The sequence below is a fragment of the Bauldia sp. genome, from assembly GCA_037200845.1.
Taxonomy (GTDB): Bacteria; Pseudomonadota; Alphaproteobacteria; order Rhizobiales; family Kaistiaceae; genus DASZQY01.
In genome coordinates this window covers 110283-129790 of sequence record JBBCGQ010000001.1, presented here as the reverse complement: position 1 = coordinate 129790, position 19508 = coordinate 110283, and the positions used below count along the sequence as shown (strand labels likewise).

The 19508-nt window shown below is 66.7% G+C and carries 20 protein-coding genes; 15 read left to right on the top strand and 5 right to left on the bottom strand.

All coding sequences use genetic code 11. The annotated features are described in order from the left end of the window. Positions 1-134 precede the first annotated feature (134 nt). Positions 135-971 carry a PfkB family carbohydrate kinase gene (locus WDM94_00595; protein MEJ0011126.1) on the top strand — a complete coding sequence of 279 codons (837 nt, stop codon included), beginning with the start codon at positions 135-137 and terminating at the stop codon, positions 969-971. Here the strand turns inward: WDM94_00595 and WDM94_00590 are convergent. The 3 genes from WDM94_00590 to WDM94_00580 all read right to left on the bottom strand — a co-directional run bounded on the left by WDM94_00590 (position 968) and on the right by WDM94_00580 (position 4055). Continuing rightward, complete coding sequence (locus WDM94_00590; GenBank protein ID MEJ0011125.1) at positions 968-2218, bottom strand: OmpP1/FadL family transporter; 1251 nt, start codon at positions 2216-2218, stop codon at positions 968-970. The two genes, WDM94_00595 and WDM94_00590, sit on opposite strands and share 4 nt — an antisense overlap. Before the next feature lie 329 nt (positions 2219-2547). Continuing rightward, entirely contained in the window at positions 2548-2952 is a 405-nt protein-coding gene (locus tag WDM94_00585) for a GtrA family protein (protein ID MEJ0011124.1), read from the bottom strand. A 68-nt stretch (positions 2953-3020) separates the two neighbouring features. Next, positions 3021-4055: an aspartate-semialdehyde dehydrogenase gene (locus WDM94_00580; GenBank protein MEJ0011123.1), complete on the bottom strand. Its 1035-nt coding sequence runs from the start codon at positions 4053-4055 to the stop codon at positions 3021-3023. Between the two features lie 407 nt (positions 4056-4462). On the opposite strand from WDM94_00580, the gene WDM94_00575 reads away from it, so the two are divergent. Together WDM94_00575 and WDM94_00570 are read left to right on the top strand one after the other, a co-directional pair. Next, positions 4463-5524, top strand: coding sequence for a hypothetical protein (locus WDM94_00575; GenBank protein MEJ0011122.1), 1062 nt, complete (start codon positions 4463-4465; stop codon positions 5522-5524). A 529-nt stretch (positions 5525-6053) separates the two neighbouring features. Beyond that, on the top strand, positions 6054-7412 hold the full coding sequence (locus WDM94_00570) for an Nramp family divalent metal transporter (GenBank protein MEJ0011121.1): 1359 nt from the start codon (positions 6054-6056) through the stop codon (positions 7410-7412). On the opposite strand, the gene WDM94_00565 is transcribed toward WDM94_00570, so the two are convergent. Together WDM94_00565 and leuB are read right to left on the bottom strand one after the other, a co-directional pair. Next, positions 7391-7885 carry a hypothetical protein gene (locus WDM94_00565; protein MEJ0011120.1) on the bottom strand — a complete coding sequence of 165 codons (495 nt, stop codon included), beginning with the start codon at positions 7883-7885 and terminating at the stop codon, positions 7391-7393. The genes WDM94_00570 and WDM94_00565 overlap by 22 nt on opposite strands. Beyond that, complete coding sequence (leuB, locus tag WDM94_00560; protein MEJ0011119.1) at positions 7882-8988, bottom strand: 3-isopropylmalate dehydrogenase; 1107 nt, start codon at positions 8986-8988, stop codon at positions 7882-7884. The genes WDM94_00565 and leuB overlap by 4 nt, the downstream gene beginning before the upstream one ends. A gap of 316 nt (positions 8989-9304) precedes the next feature. Here leuB and sdhC point away from each other — a divergent pair, with 316 nt between their 5' ends. The 12 genes from sdhC (at position 9305) to sucD (ending at position 19392) form a co-directional block, all read left to right on the top strand. After that, the gene (gene sdhC, locus WDM94_00555; GenBank protein ID MEJ0011118.1) at positions 9305-9706 is read left to right on the top strand and encodes a succinate dehydrogenase, cytochrome b556 subunit; all 402 of its coding nucleotides are present in this window, start codon (positions 9305-9307) and stop codon (positions 9704-9706) included. 2 nt (positions 9707-9708) lie between these two features. Next, positions 9709-10083 (top strand): succinate dehydrogenase, hydrophobic membrane anchor protein, encoded by a 375-nt coding sequence (gene sdhD / locus WDM94_00550; GenBank protein MEJ0011117.1) that lies wholly within the window; start codon positions 9709-9711, stop codon positions 10081-10083. A 2-nt stretch (positions 10084-10085) separates the two neighbouring features. Beyond that, positions 10086-11903, top strand: coding sequence for a succinate dehydrogenase flavoprotein subunit (gene sdhA / locus WDM94_00545; protein ID MEJ0011116.1), 1818 nt, complete (start codon positions 10086-10088; stop codon positions 11901-11903). 389 nt (positions 11904-12292) lie between these two features. After that, entirely contained in the window at positions 12293-12736 is a 444-nt protein-coding gene (locus WDM94_00540; GenBank protein MEJ0011115.1) for a DUF3052 domain-containing protein, read from the top strand. A 58-nt stretch (positions 12737-12794) separates the two neighbouring features. Beyond that, the gene (locus WDM94_00535; protein MEJ0011114.1) at positions 12795-13577 is read left to right on the top strand and encodes a succinate dehydrogenase iron-sulfur subunit; all 783 of its coding nucleotides are present in this window, start codon (positions 12795-12797) and stop codon (positions 13575-13577) included. Between the two features lie 152 nt (positions 13578-13729). Further along, complete coding sequence (locus WDM94_00530) at positions 13730-14305, top strand: AprI/Inh family metalloprotease inhibitor (GenBank protein ID MEJ0011113.1); 576 nt, start codon at positions 13730-13732, stop codon at positions 14303-14305. A gap of 10 nt (positions 14306-14315) precedes the next feature. Next, entirely contained in the window at positions 14316-15446 is a 1131-nt protein-coding gene (gene zapE / locus WDM94_00525; GenBank protein ID MEJ0011112.1) for a cell division protein ZapE, read from the top strand. 29 nt (positions 15447-15475) lie between these two features. Then, on the top strand, positions 15476-15724 hold the full coding sequence (locus WDM94_00520) for a DUF4160 domain-containing protein (GenBank protein MEJ0011111.1): 249 nt from the start codon (positions 15476-15478) through the stop codon (positions 15722-15724). Beyond that, positions 15711-16121, top strand: a complete 411-nt coding sequence (locus tag WDM94_00515; GenBank protein ID MEJ0011110.1) for a DUF2442 domain-containing protein — start codon at positions 15711-15713, stop codon at positions 16119-16121. The genes WDM94_00520 and WDM94_00515 overlap by 14 nt, the downstream gene beginning before the upstream one ends. Before the next feature lie 193 nt (positions 16122-16314). After that, positions 16315-17280, top strand: a complete 966-nt coding sequence (mdh, locus tag WDM94_00510) for a malate dehydrogenase (GenBank protein MEJ0011109.1) — start codon at positions 16315-16317, stop codon at positions 17278-17280. A 31-nt stretch (positions 17281-17311) separates the two neighbouring features. Next, entirely contained in the window at positions 17312-18511 is a 1200-nt protein-coding gene (gene sucC / locus WDM94_00505) for an ADP-forming succinate--CoA ligase subunit beta (GenBank protein MEJ0011108.1), read from the top strand. After that, a complete protein-coding gene (gene sucD, locus WDM94_00500; protein MEJ0011107.1) occupies positions 18511-19392 on the top strand; it encodes a succinate--CoA ligase subunit alpha in 882 nt (293 codons plus the stop codon). The genes sucC and sucD overlap by 1 nt, the downstream gene beginning before the upstream one ends. Positions 19393-19508 lie beyond the last annotated feature (116 nt).

The following is a 19508-nucleotide window of genomic DNA, read 5'->3' as shown; positions in this document are numbered from 1 at the left end:
CTTTAGCGTGGCGGCGTGGTTTGCTCCAGAGGCGTGCGACAGGCGGCGAAGGATTGGAGTCGCCGCCTTCAGGAGGGCCGTGCTAACTCACGCCGTCCTGGACCCCCGCCTTCGCGGGGGAAGCGGAGTTGGCCGTGCCGAAATCTGCCGTCATCGTCGTCAACAGCCTCGTCGCGCGCGGCGCCATCGGCGGCCGGGCGTCGGTCTTTGCCCTTGAGCGGCTGGGCTTCCCGGTCTGGTCGGTGCCGACCGTGGTCCTGCCATGGCATCCGGGCCACGGCCGCGCCAGCCGCATCGCGCCCGATAACGCCGGCTTCGGCGCGCTGCTCGCCGACCTCGGCAAGGCGAAATGGCTGGGCGAAGTCGGCGCGCTGCTGGCGGGATATTTTGGGACGATCGATCAGGTGGCGGCGGCCGCCGAACTCATGCGCACCCTGAAGGCCGGAAACGCGGCGGCGCTGTTCCTGTGCGACCCGAACATCGGCGACTACTACGGCCTGTTCCAGCCGGAGGCGATGGTGGTCGCGCTCCGCGATCTCGCGATGCCGCTCGCCGACATCGCGACGCCCAACCGCTACGAGCTCGGCTGGCTGACCGGCATGCCGATCGGCGACAACGCGGCGCTCATCGCGGCGGCGCGCAAGCTCGGGCCGCGCGAGGTGCTGGTGACTTCGGCGCACGCCGCGGACGGCGAGATCGGGACGCTGCTGGTCACGGCGGAGGGGACGCATCTGGCGGTCCACCGCAGCATTGCCGACGAGCCGCACGGCACCGGCGATCTGTTCGCCGCGCTCTACCTCGCGCACCGGCTCGATGGCGTCAGGCCGGAAGCCGCGCTGGAGCGGGCAACCTCCGCGGTGCTGCGACTGGTCGCGCTCGCTGCCGATACCGGCGCCGACGAGATGCCGCTGGCGGCGGGGCAGGAAGCCTTCCTGGCCGCGCCCGCCGGGGTGACGGTAACCCGCCTCTAGAACTTGATCTTGAACGACGTCGACAGTGCCGCGATCAGGTCGTTACCGAAGCTGTAGCTGACGTCGGTACCGTGCAGGGTGCCGTCGGCTTCGGCTTCGGCGCCGACCGAGCCGGCGGTGAGGATGCCGAGCGCGCCGCCGAGGCGGAGTTCCATGTCGGCGCGCGGCGTGAAGCTGGCGCCGGCCGACAGCGTCCACATATCGGTGCGCGACGAGAGGCCGGTGGTCGTGCCGCGGTCCCAGGCAAGCGACGCCTGCGCGCTCCACAGGTCGCTGAACTTGTGCGCGACGCCGCCGGAGAGCGTCCAGCCGTCGCGATAGAGAAAGTCGAGCGAGGCCAGTTTGGCGACGTCGCCGAAGGTGCAGGGCCGCGTGCCCATGATCGCCTGCGAGCAGAAGGAGACGATCTGAAACGTGCTCCAGTCGACCCATTTGACCGAGCCGAAGGCCAGCCAGTCCTTGGCGATACCCGACTGCGCCTTGAGCTCCAGCGTCTGCGGCATCGCCTGATTGCCGAAGATCGGGATGAGCGGCGAGCCGTTCACCTCGCTGATGTCGAGCATGCCGGTGATGTTACCGAGATCGACCTTGCTGTTGTAGAGGACGCTGGCGCGGAGCGCGATTTCGGGAATCTCGTAGGCAGCGCCGATGCGCCAACCGACGCCGTGGCCGGCGAGATCGAGGCGGCCCGTGCCGTTGCCGATGACAGTGCTGTCCGGCACTACCTGGCGGACCTTGAAGCCGGAGACTTCCTGATAGAACAGGCCGCCGATGATGCGGGCCTGACCCTTGCCGAAGGTCATGCGGTACGAGCAGGTCGCGGCGTAGTTGTCGCTGTCGATCCGCGTCTCGATGTTGCTGTTGAGGCCGGCCCAGCCGTTGCCCGGATCGAGATGCGCGCCCCACGGCTGCGAGTAGTCGGCGAGGCAATCCACGTGGTCGCCGAGGCCCAGCTTGATGCCCATTTTCGGCACGGTGTAGGCGGGCGACTCGTGGACCCCGTCGGTGGCGCCGCCGCCGGTGCCGGTGGTGCCGATGCCGTCGATGTTGTTGGTGTCGACGACGTTGTTCAGCCGGCGCTCGGGCATGACGAAGGTTTCGGAGACGAATCCGGTGACCCTGGTGGCGTCGAACAGCGGGTCGATGTCGTAGCCGCCGCGCTCCAGCCCGCCGGCGTGGGCCGCGGTCGCGGCAAGCGAGAACAGGCCGGCCGCAAGCAGCAGCCCGGTTGTGCGCCGGTTGGTCATCGAAGCTCCCCCGCGATTTGTCTGACACTTGAGTCTCGCGGGAAGAAGTAAAGTTTTAACCAAGATTTCGCGGGTGGTCGGCGAAATGCGGTGGGTGGAACGTGGCGTTCGGGAGGATGAAAGACACCCCTGCCCAAAATGCCTTCGGCATTTTGACCCTCCCACAAGGGGAGGGTTCATCCCCGTTGAAACACTGCGCTCCAACAAATTCCGCTTGAGCCCTCCCCTTGTGGGAGGGCCAAAACCGCACTTCGCCGTTTTGGAGAGGGGTGTCTCTCATCCTCCCGGGATGACCGCTGTCCCGAAACGACCGCTGCCGCCAACCCCGCCTACACCACCGGCGGAGGCTCGCGGAACACGCCGAGGCGGAAGCCAAGGTAGGAGGCGACCGTGGCTATCGCCGTCGCGATGACGATGGCGACCAGCGTCGCCAGCGCCGGAAACGCCAGCAGCAGCAGGCTGTAGATCACGAAGTTCAGCGCGTTGGCGCTGGCAGCCACGGCCGCGAAGCGCAGGAACTCGGTCCACGAGGCGCCGGCGTCCATGGCGAAAGTGACGCGGCGGTGCATCAGCCAGGCGACGACCATCGCCACCGCGATGCCGAGCAGGCGCGCGACGAAACGGTTGAGGCCGAAGTGGGCGAGCATCAGCGTGATGCCGGAATCGGCCACGAACGCGGTGCCGCCGGAGAGGATGAAGCCTCCCCAGTGGCGGGCGCCGCTCGTGGTTGCCATCGTCGCGGCCGCCCGTTCCTACCGCACCACGCCGGACGGAAAGGCGGTGCCCACTTTTCCCGGCATCGTTACGCCGCCTTCTGCTTCGGCTTGATCAGCTTGCGGTTGACCAGCACCTCGGCGATCTGCACCGCGTTCAGCGCCGCGCCCTTGCGCAGGTTATCGGAGACCACCCACAGCATCAGGCCGTTGTCGACGGTCGGGTCTTCGCGGATGCGGCTGATGTAGGTCGCATCCTCGCCGGCGGCTTCCACCGGCGTGATGTAGCCGCCGGGCTCGCGCTTATCGATGACCAGGCAGCCGGGCGCCTCGCGTAGAATGTCGCGGGCCTCGTCGGCGGTGATCGGATTCTCGAACTCGATCGCCACCGCCTCGGAGTGGCCGATGAACACCGGCACGCGCACGCAGGTCGCGACCAGCTTGATCTTCGGGTCGAGGATCTTCTTGGTCTCGACCACCATCTTCCATTCTTCCTTGGTGAAGCCGTCGTCGAGGAAGACGTCGATCTGCGGGATGACGTTGAAGGCGATGCGCTTGGGGAACTTCTTGTACTCGACCGGATCGGAGACGAAGATCGCGCGCGTCTGCGTGAACAATTCGTCCGCCGCTTCCTTGCCGGCACCGGACACCGACTGGTAGGTGGCGACGACGACGCGCTTGATCTTGGCGCGGTCGTGCAGCGGCTTCAGCGCGACGACGAGCTGCGCCGTCGAGCAGTTCGGGTTGGCTATGATGTTCTTCTTGCGGAAGCCGACGATCGCGTCGGCGTTGACCTCGGGCACGATCAGCGGCACGTCGGCGTCGTAGCGCCAGGCCGAGGAATTATCGATGACGATGCAGCCGTCGGCGGCGATCTTCGGCGACCATTCCTTGGAGACGGCGCCGCCCGCCGACATCAGGGCGATGTCGGTGTCGGAGAAGTCATAGTTGTCGAGCGTCTTCACCTTCAGCACGCTGTCGCCGTAGGAGACTTCCGTCCCCTGGCTGCGGCGCGAGGCGAGCGCCACGACCTCGTCGGCGGGGAAGCCGCGCTCGTCCAGCGTGGCGAGCATCTCGCGCCCGACGTTGCCGGTGGCGCCTACGACCGCGACCTTGAAACCCATCTTGAAAGCTCCGTTCCCTCTCCGCTCATCCTTCGGGCCACATCCGACCCGTTTCCCTCGCCCGATGCCGGGGAGAGAGGTCGCGGCGGGAGCGAGAACTTAAGCGGTTTTCGTGGTTTTCGTTTTGGTTTTCCGCGCCACGGCCTTGCCGTCGGCGAGAGCCGGGCGGGCAAAAAGGGCCAGGAGAGCGAGGCGCAAGTTCATGGCGGACCTTGGGAAAACCGGGGCTTCTTCTACTGGAACCGGCGAAATAGTCAACGCGAACACAGGACCGGGACCGGATGCTCGCGGACGCATGGCTGACGACAAAGCCATGCTGAATATTTGGTTCATCAGGGTTTCAGGTACCGCGCGCTAAGCTAGTATCGATCGGTCGGCCCTTCGGCCGAAACGGGAGGGACGTTCGCATGCGTAGCCTTTTGGGCACTATGATCGTCGCCGGCTTTGCGATGGGGCTGTCGGCGGTGTCGGCACACGCCGACTCGACGGTTGCCTGTCCGCTTTTCCAGGCGACGCGCACCATCGTCGAGCCGCTGCCGCCGGGCTGGACCACCAACTCGCAGGTCAGCCCGCTCACCGACTACAAGGTCGATCTGTCGAGCGGCCAGCAGGTGCTGGTGTGCACCTATGGATCCTCCGGCGCCATGTCGCGCGCCGCTCCGGTCAACGAGAATTGCGCCAAGATTCCGGGCAAGCGGTTCAAGTGCGTCTCGGCGCCGCCGCCGGGCCCCTCCGTCAGCATCGTCTCCGACGGCCCGATCACGCTGGTCGACAATGGCGTGGCGGACCTCGACGCCGGCGGAGCGCCCGACATTCGCCTGCGCGCCGACAATCCGTTCCTGCGCCTGCTCGAGCCGGTCAACAACACGCGCCTCAGCCCGCAGGGCACGCATCTGCCGACCTTTGCCGATTGCCAGACGGCACCGTATGGCGCCGGCCCGATCCCGCAGTCGCAACTGCCGGTCGGCGTGTGGCTGTGCGTCAAGACGAGCGACGGCAACTTCGGCCGCCTGCGGGTAGCCAACGTCAACGGCATCCCGGGTCTGCCGATCCCGATGACCATCTACTTCGACCACACGACGTGGAGCGCGAGCAGCGGCGGCGGCAGCCAGCCGGTCCATTCGGACGGCACGATCGCGGTCCAGCAGACGTTCACGCTCGATCTCGACGAGGGCAACGTTCCGGGCGGCCCCGCCGCCGACCTGCAGTTCCAGGCGGTGACGGCGACGCAGTTGTTCCTCAGGCCGATGAACGGCGCGCAGTTTGCCGTCGGCAACAAGTCCGACCGCGGCTACGACGGCTGCTCTGCGGCATCCTTCAGTCCGAACGCGGTGCCGCTCATCACGCTGCCGGTCGGCAGCTACATCTGCGCCGCGACCAACCAGGGCCGCGTCAGCCAGTTCCAGATCACCGGCCTCACCGGCGGCGCGACGAAGAAGCTGACGCTGGCGTATTCGACCTGGGAGTGATCCCCGGCCGATAGCTGGTGACGATATTGGAGCCCGGCCGCGAGGCCGGGCTTTTCTTTGGTGGCGGCAAGTTGTTTGGCTGCGGAAGGAGGGGAGACACCCCTCCCCCCAAAACGCCTTCGGCGTTTTGAGGGGAGGGTTCGTCCCGTTGAAGCACCACGCTCCAGCAAACTCCGCTTGAGCCCTCCCCTTGCGGGAGGGCCAAAACCGCACTTCGCGGTTTTGGGGAGGGGTGTCTCTCCTCCTTTCACAGCGAATTTTTCCACCTCTCTGGAGGGAGAGGGCTTCGTCTTTTGAGAGCGAAGCGACTAGAGACGAAGGGTGAAGGGTTACAGACCGCCTGCTTACAAGCCCTGTTCCGACCCCTCACCCCCTTCGCCTAAGTTCGCTCCGCTCACCAATGTTCATTGCCCTCTCCGTCAGGGAGCGAGCAAAACAACGCCTTTCCCATCAACCACTTGCCAACCCACCGCCCACCTGCCATATCTGTTTGCGAATAATTCGCATTATCATTTGCGGGGCGCAAGGCATGCGGGAAGAGACGGCAGCGGGACCGGGAGGCGCGGCACCTGAGGGGTGGCGCTTCACGGGCAACCGCGCCAGCCTGCCCGAGGTCAACTCGACCGTCCGCGTGCCGCCGGCCGGCGCGTTCTGGTTCCGCCGGCTGCTCGCCTTCGTCGGGCCGGGCTACATGGTCTCGGTCGGCTACATGGACCCGGGCAACTGGGCGACCGACCTCGCCGGCGGCTCCAAGTTCGGCTACACGCTGCTCACCGTCATCATGATCTCCAACCTGATGGCGATCCTCCTGCAGGCGCTCGCCGCGCGCCTCGGCATCGCCACGGGCAGGGACCTCGCGCAGGCGTGCCGCGACGCCTTCCCGCGGCCGGTGAATTTCGTCCTCTACATCGCGTGCGAACTGGCGATCATCGCGTGCGATCTCGCCGAGGTGATCGGCACCGCGATCGCGCTGCAGCTTCTCTTCCACATTCCGCTGCTCTACGGCGCGCTGATCACCGCCGCCGACGCGTTCCTGCTTCTCCTGCTGATGAACCGCGGCTTCCGTTTCCTGGAAGCTTTCATCATCGCGCTGCTCGTCGTCATCGCCGGCTGCTTCCTGATCCAGATCATCGCGGCGCAGCCGCCGGTCGCGGCGCTGCTCGCCGGCTTCATTCCGCGCCCCGAGATCGTGACCAATCCCGAGATGCTCTACATCGCGATGGGCATCATCGGCGCCACGGTGATGCCGCATAACCTCTACCTGCACTCGTCGATCGTGCAGACGCGCGCCTACGAGCGCACGGAGACGGGCAAGCGCGACGCGATCAGGTGGGCGACGGTCGATTCAACCGTCGCGCTGATGCTGGCGCTGTTCGTCAATGCCGCGATTCTGGTGGTCGCCGCGGCGACGTTCCATACCAGCGGCCACGCCGATGTCGAGGAGATCGGCCAGGCGTATCAGTTGCTGTCGCCGCTGCTCGGCCTCGGCATCGCCTCGACGCTGTTCGCCGTGGCGCTGCTCGCCTCCGGCCTCAACTCGACGGTTACGGCGACGCTCGCGGGGCAGATCGTGATGGAAGGTTTCCTGCACATCCGCCTGCCGCACTGGGCGCGGCGGCTGCTGACGCGGGCGCTGGCGATTGTGCCGGTGGTGGTCGTCACGGCGCTCTACGGCGAGAGCGGCACGGCGCGGCTGCTGGTGCTGTCGCAGGTCATCCTGTCGATGCAGCTTCCATTCGCGGTGATCCCGCTGGTCAGCTTCGTCACCAGCAAGCGCAAGATGGGGACGTTCGCGATCGGGACGCCGGTGGCGGTGCTGGCGTGGAGCGTGGCCGCGATCATCGTCGGCCTCAACGTCAAGCTGCTCTACGACACCTTCGCCGGCTGAAGCGTCGTTTCGTATTCCGCCACGGCCTCCGGCGCGACCGAACGCAGGCCGGTGAGATCAACGCCCGGGCGGAGATCGAAGCGCAGCGGGCGCGTGCGCGCCGTATGGTCGGCGTAGATGAAATAAACCGGGGCGTTGCGTTTGACGATCGCGACGTGGAAGCGCCAGTTGCGGAACTCGCCGCGGATTTTCTTCGGCCCGGTCAGCGACCACTGCGTCGCGACCAGCGTGCCGTCAGTGTCGCGGTCGAGCGCCACCGCCACGTCGCGCCATTCGCCGACGATCTGCCAGATGGCATAGACGCTGCCGCCGAGGAAGAGCACGCCGAACAGCGCGCCGCTCGAGGCATCGCCGCCTTGTTCATAGGCGGCGCGCCACAGCTCGAAGATGCCCCACAGCAGCGCGGCGACGACGACGGCGAGATAGGCGACGGTGCGCGTCCAGACGCCGGGGCTGCGGTATAGGCGCGTCATTCGCGCCCGAGTTCCGCGAGGATCGCGTCGCCCATCGCCACGGTGCCGACCTTCTCGGTGCCTTCGGTCCAGATGTCGGCGGTCCTGAAGCCCTTGTCGAGCACGGCGGAGATCGCCTTCTCCAGCCGGTCGGCGGTCTCGCCTTTGCCGAAGGAATAGCGGAGCGCCATCGCCAAGGAGGCAAGCATCGCGATCGGGTTGGCGATGCCCTTGCCGGCGATGTCGGGCGCCGAGCCGTGCACCGGCTCGTAGAGCGCGCGGCGCTTGCCGGTCTTGGCGTCCGGCGCGCCCAGCGATGCCGAGGGCAGCATGCCGAGCGAGCCCGTCAGCATCGCGGCGACGTCGGAGAGCATGTCGCCGAAAAGATTGTCGGTGACGATGACGTCGAACTGCTTGGGCGCGCGCACGAGCTGCATGCCGCCGGCGTCGGCGAGCATGTGCTCCAGCGTCACGCCCGGATATTCGCGCTTGTGGGTCGCCGTCACGACCTCGTGCCACAGCACGCCGGATTTCATGACGTTGCGCTTCTCCATCGACGTCACCTTGTTGCGCCGCGTCTTGGCCAGATCGAAGGCGACGCGCGCGATGCGCTCGATCTCGTAGGTGTCGTAGACCTGCGTGTCGATGGCGCGCTTCTGGCCGTTGCCGATGTCGGTGATCGTCTTCGGCTGGCCGAAGTAAACGCCGCCGGTCAATTCCCGGACGATCAGGATGTCGAGATTCTCGACCAGCTCGCGCTTCAGCGACGATGAATCGGCGAGCGCCGGATAGACGATCGCGGGCCTGAGGTTGGCGAACAGCTCGAGGTCCTTGCGCAGGCGCAGGAGTCCGGCCTCGGGCCGCACGTCATACGGCACGCCGTCCCACTTCGGCCCGCCGACGGCGCCGAAGAGGACCGCGTCGGCGGCGAGCGCCTTCCGCATCGTCTCCTCAGACACCGCCTTGCCGTGCGCGTCGTAAGCGCAGCCGCCGACCAGATCGGTCTCGGTCTCGAACGTGTCGCCGCCCTCGATGTCGAGGAAGGCGAGCACGCGCTTCACCTCGGCCATGACCTCCGGCCCGATGCCGTCGCCGGGAAGGAGGAGGAGATGATGGGTAGGCATGAGAGGCGTTCCTTGGCGTGTTTCGGTTCCCGTAGCGGCGCGATGGCGCAAAGGCAAGCGCGCTCCGTCTGTCTCTTGCTCCGTTGTCGTCCCCGCGCAGGCGGGGACCCAGTAAACACAGGCGGTCGGGTTCTTGCCGCGCCAGCCTGCCACACCCTCAGGCACCGGCGTTTACTGGGTCCCCGCCTGCGCGGGGACGACACCCGAGGGAGAGACGCGCCGAACGCAATATGCTCGAAGCGTGCTTTGACGCACCGCCACATCGGGATTAGAACCACTCCGCTTTCCGTCGCCGTTTCTTGGGGCACCCGGGCCAATGTCGAGCGCCGACATCAAGGCGAACCGGCCGTTATCGCCGCACCTTCAGATCTACCGCTGGACGATGACGATGGCGATGTCGATCGCCCAGCGCATCACCGGCATCGGCCTCTATTTCGGCACGCTGCTGCTGGCGTGGTGGCTGGTGGCGCTCGCCGCCGGGCCAGGGCCGTTCGCTTTCGCCAACTGGGTGCTGGGCTCCTGGCTCGGGCTGATCGTGCTGTTCGGCTATTCGTGGGCGCTGATCCACCACATGCTGGGCGGCTTCCGCCATTTCGTCTGGGATTTCGGCTACGGTCTCGGCAAGCCGGCGCGCGACCGGATCGCGTGGGCCAATCTCATCGGCTCCATCGTGTTTACGCTCCTGCTCTGGGCGATCGCCCTCTGGCTGAGGTCGTAGCGATGCGCACGCCGCTCTCCCGCGTCCGCCACCTCGGCTCCGCCCACGAGGGCACCGAGCATTTCTGGAGCCAGCGCCTGACCGGCGTCGCGAACGCGATCCTGTCGACCGCGGTGGTGCTGATCCTGGCCTATGCAGTGGGTCGGCCCTTCGCGGACGTGCGCGACCTGATCGGCGCGCCGTTCGTGGCGCCGCTGTTCATCCTTCTCTTCGTGTCGGTCGCGATCCATATGCGTATCGGCATGCAGGTGATCGTCGAGGACTACGTGCACAACGAAGGCACCAAGCTGATCCTGCTCGGCGCCAGCACCCTGTTTTCCATCGCGGTCGCGGCGGTGGCGATCATCGCCGTTCTGAAACTCGCGGTCGGAGTCTAGTCATGGCGGACGGTAACGGCCCAGCGGTCAACGGCCGCGCCTATACCTTCACGGATCACACCTTCGACGTTGTCGTGGTGGGCGCCGGCGGCGCCGGCCTGCGCGCCGCGCTGGGTGCGTCGGAGGCCGGGCTCAAGACGGCGTGCATCACCAAGGTGTTCCCGACGCGCTCGCACACGGTCGCGGCGCAGGGCGGCATCTCGGCCGCACTCGGCAACATGGGCGAGGACGACTGGCGCTGGCACATGTACGACACCGTCAAGGGGTCGGACTGGCTGGGCGACCAGGACGCGATCGAATATCTCTGCCGCGAGGCGCCGTCGGCGGTCTACGAGCTCGAGCATTTCGGCGTGCCGTTCTCGCGCACCGAAGACGGCCGCATCTACCAGCGCCCGTTCGGCGGCATGACCACCAACTACGGTAAGGGCACCGCGCAGCGCACATGCGCCGCCGCCGATCGCACCGGCCACGCCATCCTGCACACGCTCTACGGCCAGTCGCTGCGCCACTCGGCGGAATTCTTCATCGAATATTTCGCCATCGACCTGATCATGGAAGACGGCGAGTGCCGCGGCGTCGTCGCGCTGTGCATGGAAGACGGCACGCTGCACCGCTTCCGCGCGCACAAGACGATCCTCGCCACCGGCGGCTACGGCCGCGCGTATTTCTCCTGCACCTCGGCGCACACCTGCACGGGCGACGGCAACGGCATGGTGCTCAGGGCAGGCCTGCCGCTGCAGGACATGGAGTTCGTGCAGTTCCACCCGACCGGCATCTTCGGCGCCGGCGTGCTGATCACCGAGGGCGTGCGCGGCGAGGGCGGCTATCTCACCAACTCGGAGGGCGAGCGCTTCATGGAGCGCTACGCGCCGCACGCCAAGGATCTTGCCTCGCGCGACGTCGTCTCGCGGTCGATGACGGTGGAGATCCGCGAGGGGCGCGGCGTCGGTCCGGAGAAGGACCACATCTTCCTGCACCTGTCGCATCTCGACCCGAAGGTCATCCACGAGCGGCTGCCGGGCATCTCCGAGTCGGCGCGCATCTTCGCCGGCGTCGACGTGACGCGCGAGCCCATCCCGGTGCTGCCGACGGTGCACTACAACATGGGCGGCATCCCGACGAACTATCATGCCGAGGTGCTGACCAAGAAGAACGGCGACCCGGACACCATCGTCCCCGGCCTGATGGCGGTCGGCGAGGCGGCGTGCGTGTCGATCCACGGCGCCAACCGTCTCGGCTCGAACTCGCTGACCGATCTCATCGTCTTCGGCCGCGCTGCGGCGGCGCAGGCGGTAAAGACCGTCGAGCGCGACTCCAAGCATCGCGACCTGCCCAAGGACGCCGGCGACAACGCGCTGGCGCGGCTCGACCGCTTCCGCAACGCCAAGGGCGGCACGCCGACCGCGGCGCTGCGCCTCCGCATGCAGAAGATCATGCAGGAAAATTGCGCGGTGTTCCGCACCGGCGAGGTGCTGGCGCAGGGCCACGAACGCATCCACGAATTGTGGAGCGGCAGCGAGGATATCCGCGTCAGCGACCGCTCGCTGATCTGGAACAGCGACCTGATCGAGACGCTGGAATACGACAACCTGATCGTCCAGGCCGTGACGACGATGGACTCGGCACTCGCCCGCACCGAGTCGCGCGGCGCCCACGCGCGCGAGGACTATCCGGAGCGCGACGACAAGAACTGGATGAAGCATTCGCTGGCGACCATCGACCTCGCCAAGCGCACGGTGAACCTCGACGACCGCCCGGTGCACACGCACACGTTGACCAACGAGGTGCAGTACATCGAGCCGAAGGCGCGGGTATACTGAGGACGGTGTAATCGGGTCTGCGTCCTCGCGAATGCCAATGAGTCACCTCGGGGGAGAGGGGACTCGCCGCGCCCCGGATTTCCCAAGCAACTTCAATGCATTGTGAGTGCGGTTGTCCCGCAGCCCCCGCTCGCGTCGCGCCTATTTCTGTAGTGATTCCAATAAGTTGTCACCGCAAATCGGTCAGTTAGCCATTTCAGTGGGTTAGCGCCGAAAAAGCGTGAAACTCGGGCCGCGATCCCCTATCTTTGTGTCAGGCCCGAGACGGCAAGGATTCGCATAGATATCCGAGCCTTAGAGTGGTTTTCCGAACCTGTCCGTTTCGTACTGAAGGGCGTTGCGACTAGCGGCGCTCCGTTGTCGCGTTGGCCTGAAGGAACGTTAAGACTATGGCGCTCGCCACACTTTCGCAGGCCGGTTACTCGGTCAAACCGCTCCACGAGAAGCTCGGCTACAAGCCGGGCTCGACCATCGCGTTCGTGGCGCTTCCGGACGATCTCGCCGAGCTTCCGAGCTCGGTAGATTTCGGGAAGGTCGCCAAGCGCGGCGACTGGTCGCGACCGCTCGGTCCGCAGACCTACGACGCCATCCACGCGTTCACGAAGAGCCGCGACGAACTCACGGCCGGCCTGCCGAAGCTCCGCAAATATCTCAACTCGGACGGCATGATCTGGATCTCGTGGCCGAAGAAGTCGGCCAAGGTGCCGACCGACATAACGGAAGACGTGGTGCGCGCCGAGGCGCTGAAGCTCGACCTCGTCGACGTGAAGGTTGCGGCGATCGACGACGTCTGGTCCGGGCTGAAGCTCGTCATCCGCGTCCACCTGCGCTGATCCGCGCGTCTGACGTGCTTGGCCCTCGGCGTCTGCCTCGGCTATAGAGGCGGGCGACATGGTCCAGTTCACCCTCCCCAAGAATTCCAAGGTCGGCACCGGCAAGGTGTGGCCCGCGCCGGAGACGGCGAAGGGCGAGGTCACCGAGTTCCGCGTCTATCGCTACAATCCGGACGAGGCCGAGAACCCGCACGTCGACACGTACTACGTCGATCGCGGGCAGATGGCGCCGATGGTTCTCGACGCGCTCATCTGGATCAAGAACAACATCGATCCGACGCTCACCTTCCGCCGCTCGTGCCGCGAGGGCGTGTGCGGCTCGTGCGCGATGAACATCGACGGCACGAACACGCTCGCCTGCACCAAGGCGATGGACGACATCGACGGCGCCGTAAAGATTTACCCGCTGCCGCATCTGCCGGTGGTCAAGGATCTCGTCCCCGATCTGTCGACCTTCTACGCCCAGCTCCGCTCGATCGAGCCGTGGCTGAAGACCGAGACGCCGCAGCCCGAGAAGGAATGGAAGCAGAGCCACAAGGACCGCGAGAAGCTCGACGGTCTCTACGAGTGCATCCTGTGCGCCTGCTGCTCGACCTCGTGCCCGTCGTACTGGTGGAACGGCGACCGCTATCTCGGGCCGGCGGTGCTGCTGCAGGCGTATCGCTGGCTGATCGATTCGCGCGACGAGGCGGTCGGCGAGCGGCTCGACAATCTCGAGGACCCGTTCCGGCTCTACCGCTGCCACACCATCATGAACTGCGCGCAGACCTGCCCGAAGGGGCTGAACCCGGCGAAGGCCATTGCCGAGATCAAGAAGATGATGGTGGAACGTCGCGTCTGACGCGGCGTTCTCCTACTGGAAACGCGGCCCCGCCGCGGTCTAGATTGCGCCGCTTTTCCAGCGGATGGCTGCTTCCCGCCTGAAAGGCGCTACAATTCGCCGCCAAACGGGTAAAGCGATTCGGCGGAGCCCGCCGCTAAAAGGACTTGTCGATGGCGTTGAGAATCGTGCTGCCGGTCACCCTCGTGATCGCGCTCGCCGGATGTGGATCGTTCGGCGCCATTGGCCTGCCCTGGAAACGCGAGAAGCCGGTCGATCCGCTGCCGGCGTCAACGACCACGGTCGGGACGGTGGACAGCACCGACATCGGCGCGCCGGCGGCCGACGGCAACGTCGATACGGTCGGCGGCCTGCCGGTCGATACCGGCACCAGCCCCGCCGACCAGCCGCTCACCCCGCCGCCCGGCTCGGTCACGACGACGGCATCCACCGGCTCGGGCGTAGACGGCGGCCTCGGCCGCACCGACCTGCTCGGCGGGTGGACGATCACCTCGGGCAACGATTCCTGCCAGTTGTTCATGACGCTGACGAGCTGGACCGGCGGCTACCGCGCCTCGACGCGAGGCTGCACGACCAACCTGCTCAAGTCGATCTCCGCCTGGAACCTGCAGGGCAGCAACGTCGTGCTTGCCGGGGCGGCCGGCGCGCCCGTGGTCACGCTCGCCTCGTCCGGCAACAACCGCTTCGACGGCCAGGCCAACGGGCAGGGCGTCACCTTCTATCGCTGATCCGGCAAACATGAGCGCGGCGGAGGCGACCGGCGGCCCGATCGCCGCCGAATATGCCGCGCGCGTCGCCGCCGGCGATGTCTCTCCCGATCCCGCGCAGATTCGCCTCGCCGCCCGGCTCGACCGGCTGCTCGCCGAGCTCGGCTCGCCGCCGCCGCGCGGTTTCTTCGCCCGCTTTCGCGGCGCGCCGCCGCCGCCGCGCGGCCTCTACATCCATGGCGCCGTCGGCCGCGGCAAGACGATGCTGATGGACGCGTTCTTCGCCTCGGCGCCGGACCTGCCGAAGCGGCGCATCCACTTCAACGAGTTCATGGGCGAGGTGCAGGACCGCCTGCATGCGGCGCGCGCCGGCGGCGGCGCGGATCCGATCGCGCCGGTCGCCGATGCCGTCGTGAAGACGGCGCGGCTGCTCTGTCTCGACGAATTCTCGGTCACCGACATCGCCGACGCGATGATCCTGTCGCGCCTGTTCGAGGCGCTGTTTGCGCGCGGCCTCGTGCTGGTCGCGACCTCGAACAGTCCGCCGGCGGAGCTCTACAAGGACGGCCTCAACCGCGGCCTCTTCCTGCCGTTCATCGCGCTGCTCGAAAGGCACGTCGATGTCTTCCATCTCGACATCGCCACCGACTATCGCCTGGCGAAGCTCGGCGGCGCCAGGGTGTACGTGACGCCGCTCGGCGCGTCGTCGCGCGCCGCGCTCGATACGCTGTGGCAGCGGCTCACCGGCACGATGCGCGGCGAGCCGACGGCGCTTCGCACCCGCGGCCGCGACATTCGCGTGCCGCAGGCGGTCGATGGCGTCGCGCGTTTCCGCTTCGCCGATCTCTGCGAGGCGCCGCTCGCCGCCAACGACTATGTGCAGCTCGCGCGCGCCTTCCACACCATCGTGGTCGACGACATCCCGGTGATCGCCGACGAGCGCCGCGACGTCGCCCGCCGCTTCATCCTGCTGGTCGATACGCTCTACGACCACCACGTCAACCTGATCGCCTCCGTCGCGGCCGAACCGGCGGCGCTCTACACCGCCACCGACGGCGAGGAGGCTTTCGCCTTCCAGCGCACGGTCTCGCGGCTGATCGAGATGCGCTCGGCGGCGTATCTCGGCGCGGAGCACGGGGCGAAGGCGGGCGGCAAAGGTTGAAAACCCAACCGGTTGGGTTTATATGAACCATGCCGACGGTGCTGCGATTTGCCGGATATCGGGTTGTCGTCTACCCGGCCGATCATGCGCCGTCGCATGTGCATGTCGTCGGCGCCGGCGGCGAGGCGGTGTTCAACCTGAACTGTCCCGGCGGGCCGGTGGAGCTGCGCGAGACCTACGGCATCGATCGGCGGCAGGTCGTGGCGATCCGTCGGGTGCTGGACGACAAGGTGCCTGTCCTTTGTGCGGAATGGAGGAAGATACATGGCCGGGCGTGAGGAGTTCACGGCCGCGAAGCGCCGTTCCGCGGCGCGGCGCACAACTGAACCTGCCGCCATCGGTGCGCGCTACGACCGGCGCCGCGATCGCGTGATCGTCAGCCTCAGCAATGGCGTCGAACTGGCATTCCCGCCGAGTCTCGCCGAGGGGCTGGAACACGCGACGCCCCAGGAGCTGAATACGATCGAGATCAGCCCGTCGGGCTTCGGCATCTATTTCCCTAAGCTCGATGCCGATCTCTACGTCCCGTCTCTGATGCAGGGCATCTTCGGCTCGAAGAAATGGATGGCGGCGCAGCTCGGCGTGGCCGGCGGCTCCGTGCGAAGCGCGGCGAAGGCCGAAGCGGCGCGCGCCAACGGCAAACGTGGCGGTCGACCGCGCGTCGCCTCGCGATAACCTCGAGGGCTAGGCGCGCCCCGCGAGGCTCAATCCCCGGCCCGCGCCCTCCATCCGGAATCTTTTCCGCCGGGTACGGACCTCACCAATTCCGCCTCTTGCACCGCACCATCAATAGGGTTAGGTCAACGCCCGTGTCCTTTCGGGGCGTCTCCCGCTCCTCCTTCCCGATAGTCGAAGGGAAATCTCGCCCATGGCTCGTGCACGGATCGCGTTGATCGGGGCAGGTCAGATAGGCGGCACGCTCGCCCATCTCGTCGGCCTCAAGGAACTCGGCGACGTCATCCTGTTCGACGTCATGGAAGGCGTGCCGGATGGCAAGGCCCTCGACCTCGCCGAGGCGACGCCGGTGTTCGGTTCCGACACCAAGTTTGCCGGCACATCGGCCTATGCCGCCATCAAGAATGCCGACGTCTGCATCGTGACGGCCGGCGTGCCGCGCAAGCCGGGCATGAGCCGCGACGATCTGCTTGAGATCAACCTCAAGGTGATGGAGCAGGTCGGCGCCGGCATCAAGAAGTACGCGCCCAAGGCTTTCGTCATCTGCATCACCAACCCGCTCGACGCGATGGTGTGGGCGCTGCAGAAGTTTTCCGGGCTGCCCAAGGACATGGTCGTCGGCATGGCCGGCGTGCTCGATTCGTCGCGCTTCCGCTATTTCCTCGCCTCCGAATTCGACGTCTCGGTCGAGGACGTGACGGCGTTCGTGCTTGGCGGCCACGGCGACACGATGGTGCCGCTCATCCGCTATTCGACGGTCGCCGGCATCCCGCTGCCCGATCTCGTGACGATGGGCTGGACGACCAAGCAGCGCATCGAGGAGATCGTGCAGCGCACGCGCGATGGCGGCGCCGAGATCGTGACGCTGCTCAAGACGGGCTCCGCCTTCTACGCCCCGGCGCACTCGGCGATCGCGATGGCGGAAAGCTTCCTCAAGGACAAGAAGCGCGTTCTGCCCTGCGCCGTGTCACTCAAGGGCGAGTATGGCGTGCGCGACCGCTACATCGGCGTGCCGGCCGTGATCGGCGCCAAGGGCGTCGAGCGCGTCATCGAGATCGACCTCAACAAGGCCGAGCGCGCGATGTTCGACAAGTCGCTGGCCTCCGTCGATGGCCTCATCGAAGCCTGCAACAAGATCGTGCCGGCGCTGACCAAGTAGCGGCGGCAGCCGGCGGAGACGAGCGGCGCCAATGAACATCCACGAGTATCAGGCGAAGGCGGTGCTGCGCACCTTCGGCGTGCCGCTTGCCAACGGCGTCGCGATCTTCTCGGCCGACGAGGCGGAGAAGGCGGCGAAGTCGCTGCCCGGCCCGGTGTGGGTGGTGAAGTCGCAGATCCACGCCGGCGGGCGCGGCAAGGGCAAGTTCAAGGAAGCCGCGGCCGGCGACAAGGGCGGCGTGCGCGTCGCGAAGTCGGTCGCCGAGGTGGTCGACAACGCCCGCCAGATGCTCGGCAAGACTCTGGTCACCAAGCAGAGCGGCCATGAGGGCCGCGTCGTGCGCCGCCTCTACATCGAGGAAGGCTCCGACATCGAGCGCGAGCTGTATCTCTCGGCGCTGGTCGATCGCGCCACCGGCCGCGTCGCGTTCATCGCATCGCAGGCGGGCGGCATGGACATCGAGGAAGTCGCCGCGCACACGCCGGAGAAGATCGTCACGGTCAGCGTCGATCCGGCGGCCGGCTACTCGCCGCATATCGGCCAGACGCTGGGCTACGGCCTCGGCCTTCGCGGCGACCTGGTCAAGCAGTGCGGTGCGCTGATCGCGCAGATCTACACGGCGTTCGTCGCCAAGGACATGAGCCTGCTCGAGATCAATCCGCTGGTGGTCACCAAGGGCGGCAAGCTCATCTGCCTCGATGCCAAGATCAGCTTCGACGACAACGCGCTCTTCCGCCATCCCGACATCGAGTCGCTGCGCGACGAGGCGGAAGAGGACCCCAAGGAAGTCGAGGCGCAGAAGAACGAGCTCAACTACATCGCGCTCGACGGCACCATCGGCTGCATGGTCAACGGCGCCGGCCTCGCGATGGCGACCATGGACATCATCAAGCTCTACGGCGGCGCGCCGGCTAATTTCCTCGACGTCGGCGGCGGCGCACCGAAGGAGCGGGTGACGGCGGCCTTCAAGATCATCACCGCCGATCCCAAGGTGAAGGGCATCCTGGTCAACATCTTCGGCGGCATCATGCGCTGCGACATCGTCGCGGAGGGCATCCTCGCCGCGGTCAAGGAGACCGGCCTCAACATGCCGCTGGTCGTGCGGCTGGAAGGCACCAACGTCGAGCTCGGCAAGAAGATCATCGCCGAGTCCGGCCTCAACGTGATCAACGCCGACGACCTCGACGATGCGGCGCAGAAGGTCGTCGCGGCGGTGGGGAAGGCTGCCTGATGTCCATCCTCATCGACGCATCGACCAAGGTCATCTGCCAGGGCTTCACCGGCAAGAACGGCACCTTCCATTCCGAGCAGGCGATCGCCTACGGCACGAAAATGGTCGGCGGCGTTTCGCCGGGGAAGGGCGGGCAGACGCACCTCGACCTGCCGGTGTTCGACACTGTGCTGGAAGCCGTCGCCGCGACCAAGCCCGATGCCACCGTCATCTACGTGCCGCCGCCGTTCGCCGCCGACGCCATCCTGGAAGCGATTGCGGCCGAGATTCCGCTGATCGTCACCATCACCGAGGGCATCCCGGTGCTGGACATGGTGAAGGTGAAGCGGGCGCTGACCGGCTCGAAGTCGCGGCTGGTCGGGCCGAACTGCCCGGGCGTGATGACGTCGGGCAAATGCAAGATCGGCATCATGCCGGGCAACATCTTCAGCCAAGGCTCGGTCGGGATCGTTTCGCGCTCCGGCACGCTGACCTACGAGGCGGTATTCCAGACCAGCAACGTCAAGCTCGGCCAGACCACCGCCGTCGGCATCGGCGGCGACCCGGTCAAGGGCATGGATTTCATCGACGTGCTCGAGATGTTTCTCGCCGACCCGGCCACTCACTCTATCGTGATGATCGGCGAGATCGGCGGGTCGTCGGAGGAGATGGCATCACAGTTTCTGAAGGATGAAGCGTCACGCGGACGTAAGAAACCCGTGGTTGGGTTCATTGCCGGGCGTACCGCGCCGCCCGGCCGCCGCATGGGTCATGCCGGCGCGATCATTGCCGGCGGCCACGGTGGGGCGGAAGACAAGATCGAGGCGATGCGGTCGGCGGGGGTCACCGTTTCCGACTCGCCCGCCCGTATCGGTCGTACTCTGGTCGAAGTCTTGAGGTGAGTGGGGCCGGACCCCACATAAGGGTCCTGAAAATCCCGGTTGATTGTCTGGTGATCGGCCTTTAGAGCGTGGCACTGTGGCTGCGCGGAAATGAGAGCGCGGGACCTCCTCCCGCG

Coding starts and splice junctions, on each gene's coding strand:
- WDM94_00570 (MEJ0011121.1), top strand. CDS start 6,054: ATGCGGGAAGAGACGGCAGCGGGACCGGGAGGCGCGGCACCTGAGGGG.
- sdhD (MEJ0011117.1), top strand. CDS start 9,709: ATGCGCACGCCGCTCTCCCGCGTCCGCCACCTCGGCTCCGCCCACGAG.
- WDM94_00520 (MEJ0011111.1), top strand. CDS start 15,476: ATGCCGACGGTGCTGCGATTTGCCGGATATCGGGTTGTCGTCTACCCG.
- WDM94_00585 (MEJ0011124.1), bottom strand. CDS start 2,952: ATGGCAACCACGAGCGGCGCCCGCCACTGGGGAGGCTTCATCCTCTCC.
- WDM94_00535 (MEJ0011114.1), top strand. CDS start 12,795: ATGGTCCAGTTCACCCTCCCCAAGAATTCCAAGGTCGGCACCGGCAAG.
- mdh (MEJ0011109.1), top strand. CDS start 16,315: ATGGCTCGTGCACGGATCGCGTTGATCGGGGCAGGTCAGATAGGCGGC.
- WDM94_00515 (MEJ0011110.1), top strand. CDS start 15,711: ATGGCCGGGCGTGAGGAGTTCACGGCCGCGAAGCGCCGTTCCGCGGCG.
- WDM94_00565 (MEJ0011120.1), bottom strand. CDS start 7,885: ATGACGCGCCTATACCGCAGCCCCGGCGTCTGGACGCGCACCGTCGCC.
- leuB (MEJ0011119.1), bottom strand. CDS start 8,988: ATGCCTACCCATCATCTCCTCCTCCTTCCCGGCGACGGCATCGGGCCG.
- sdhC (MEJ0011118.1), top strand. CDS start 9,305: ATGTCGAGCGCCGACATCAAGGCGAACCGGCCGTTATCGCCGCACCTT.
- WDM94_00540 (MEJ0011115.1), top strand. CDS start 12,293: ATGGCGCTCGCCACACTTTCGCAGGCCGGTTACTCGGTCAAACCGCTC.
- sucD (MEJ0011107.1), top strand. CDS start 18,511: ATGTCCATCCTCATCGACGCATCGACCAAGGTCATCTGCCAGGGCTTC.
- zapE (MEJ0011112.1), top strand. CDS start 14,316: ATGAGCGCGGCGGAGGCGACCGGCGGCCCGATCGCCGCCGAATATGCC.
- WDM94_00590 (MEJ0011125.1), bottom strand. CDS start 2,218: ATGACCAACCGGCGCACAACCGGGCTGCTGCTTGCGGCCGGCCTGTTC.
- WDM94_00575 (MEJ0011122.1), top strand. CDS start 4,463: ATGCGTAGCCTTTTGGGCACTATGATCGTCGCCGGCTTTGCGATGGGG.
- WDM94_00580 (MEJ0011123.1), bottom strand. CDS start 4,055: ATGGGTTTCAAGGTCGCGGTCGTAGGCGCCACCGGCAACGTCGGGCGC.
- sucC (MEJ0011108.1), top strand. CDS start 17,312: ATGAACATCCACGAGTATCAGGCGAAGGCGGTGCTGCGCACCTTCGGC.
- sdhA (MEJ0011116.1), top strand. CDS start 10,086: ATGGCGGACGGTAACGGCCCAGCGGTCAACGGCCGCGCCTATACCTTC.
- WDM94_00530 (MEJ0011113.1), top strand. CDS start 13,730: ATGGCGTTGAGAATCGTGCTGCCGGTCACCCTCGTGATCGCGCTCGCC.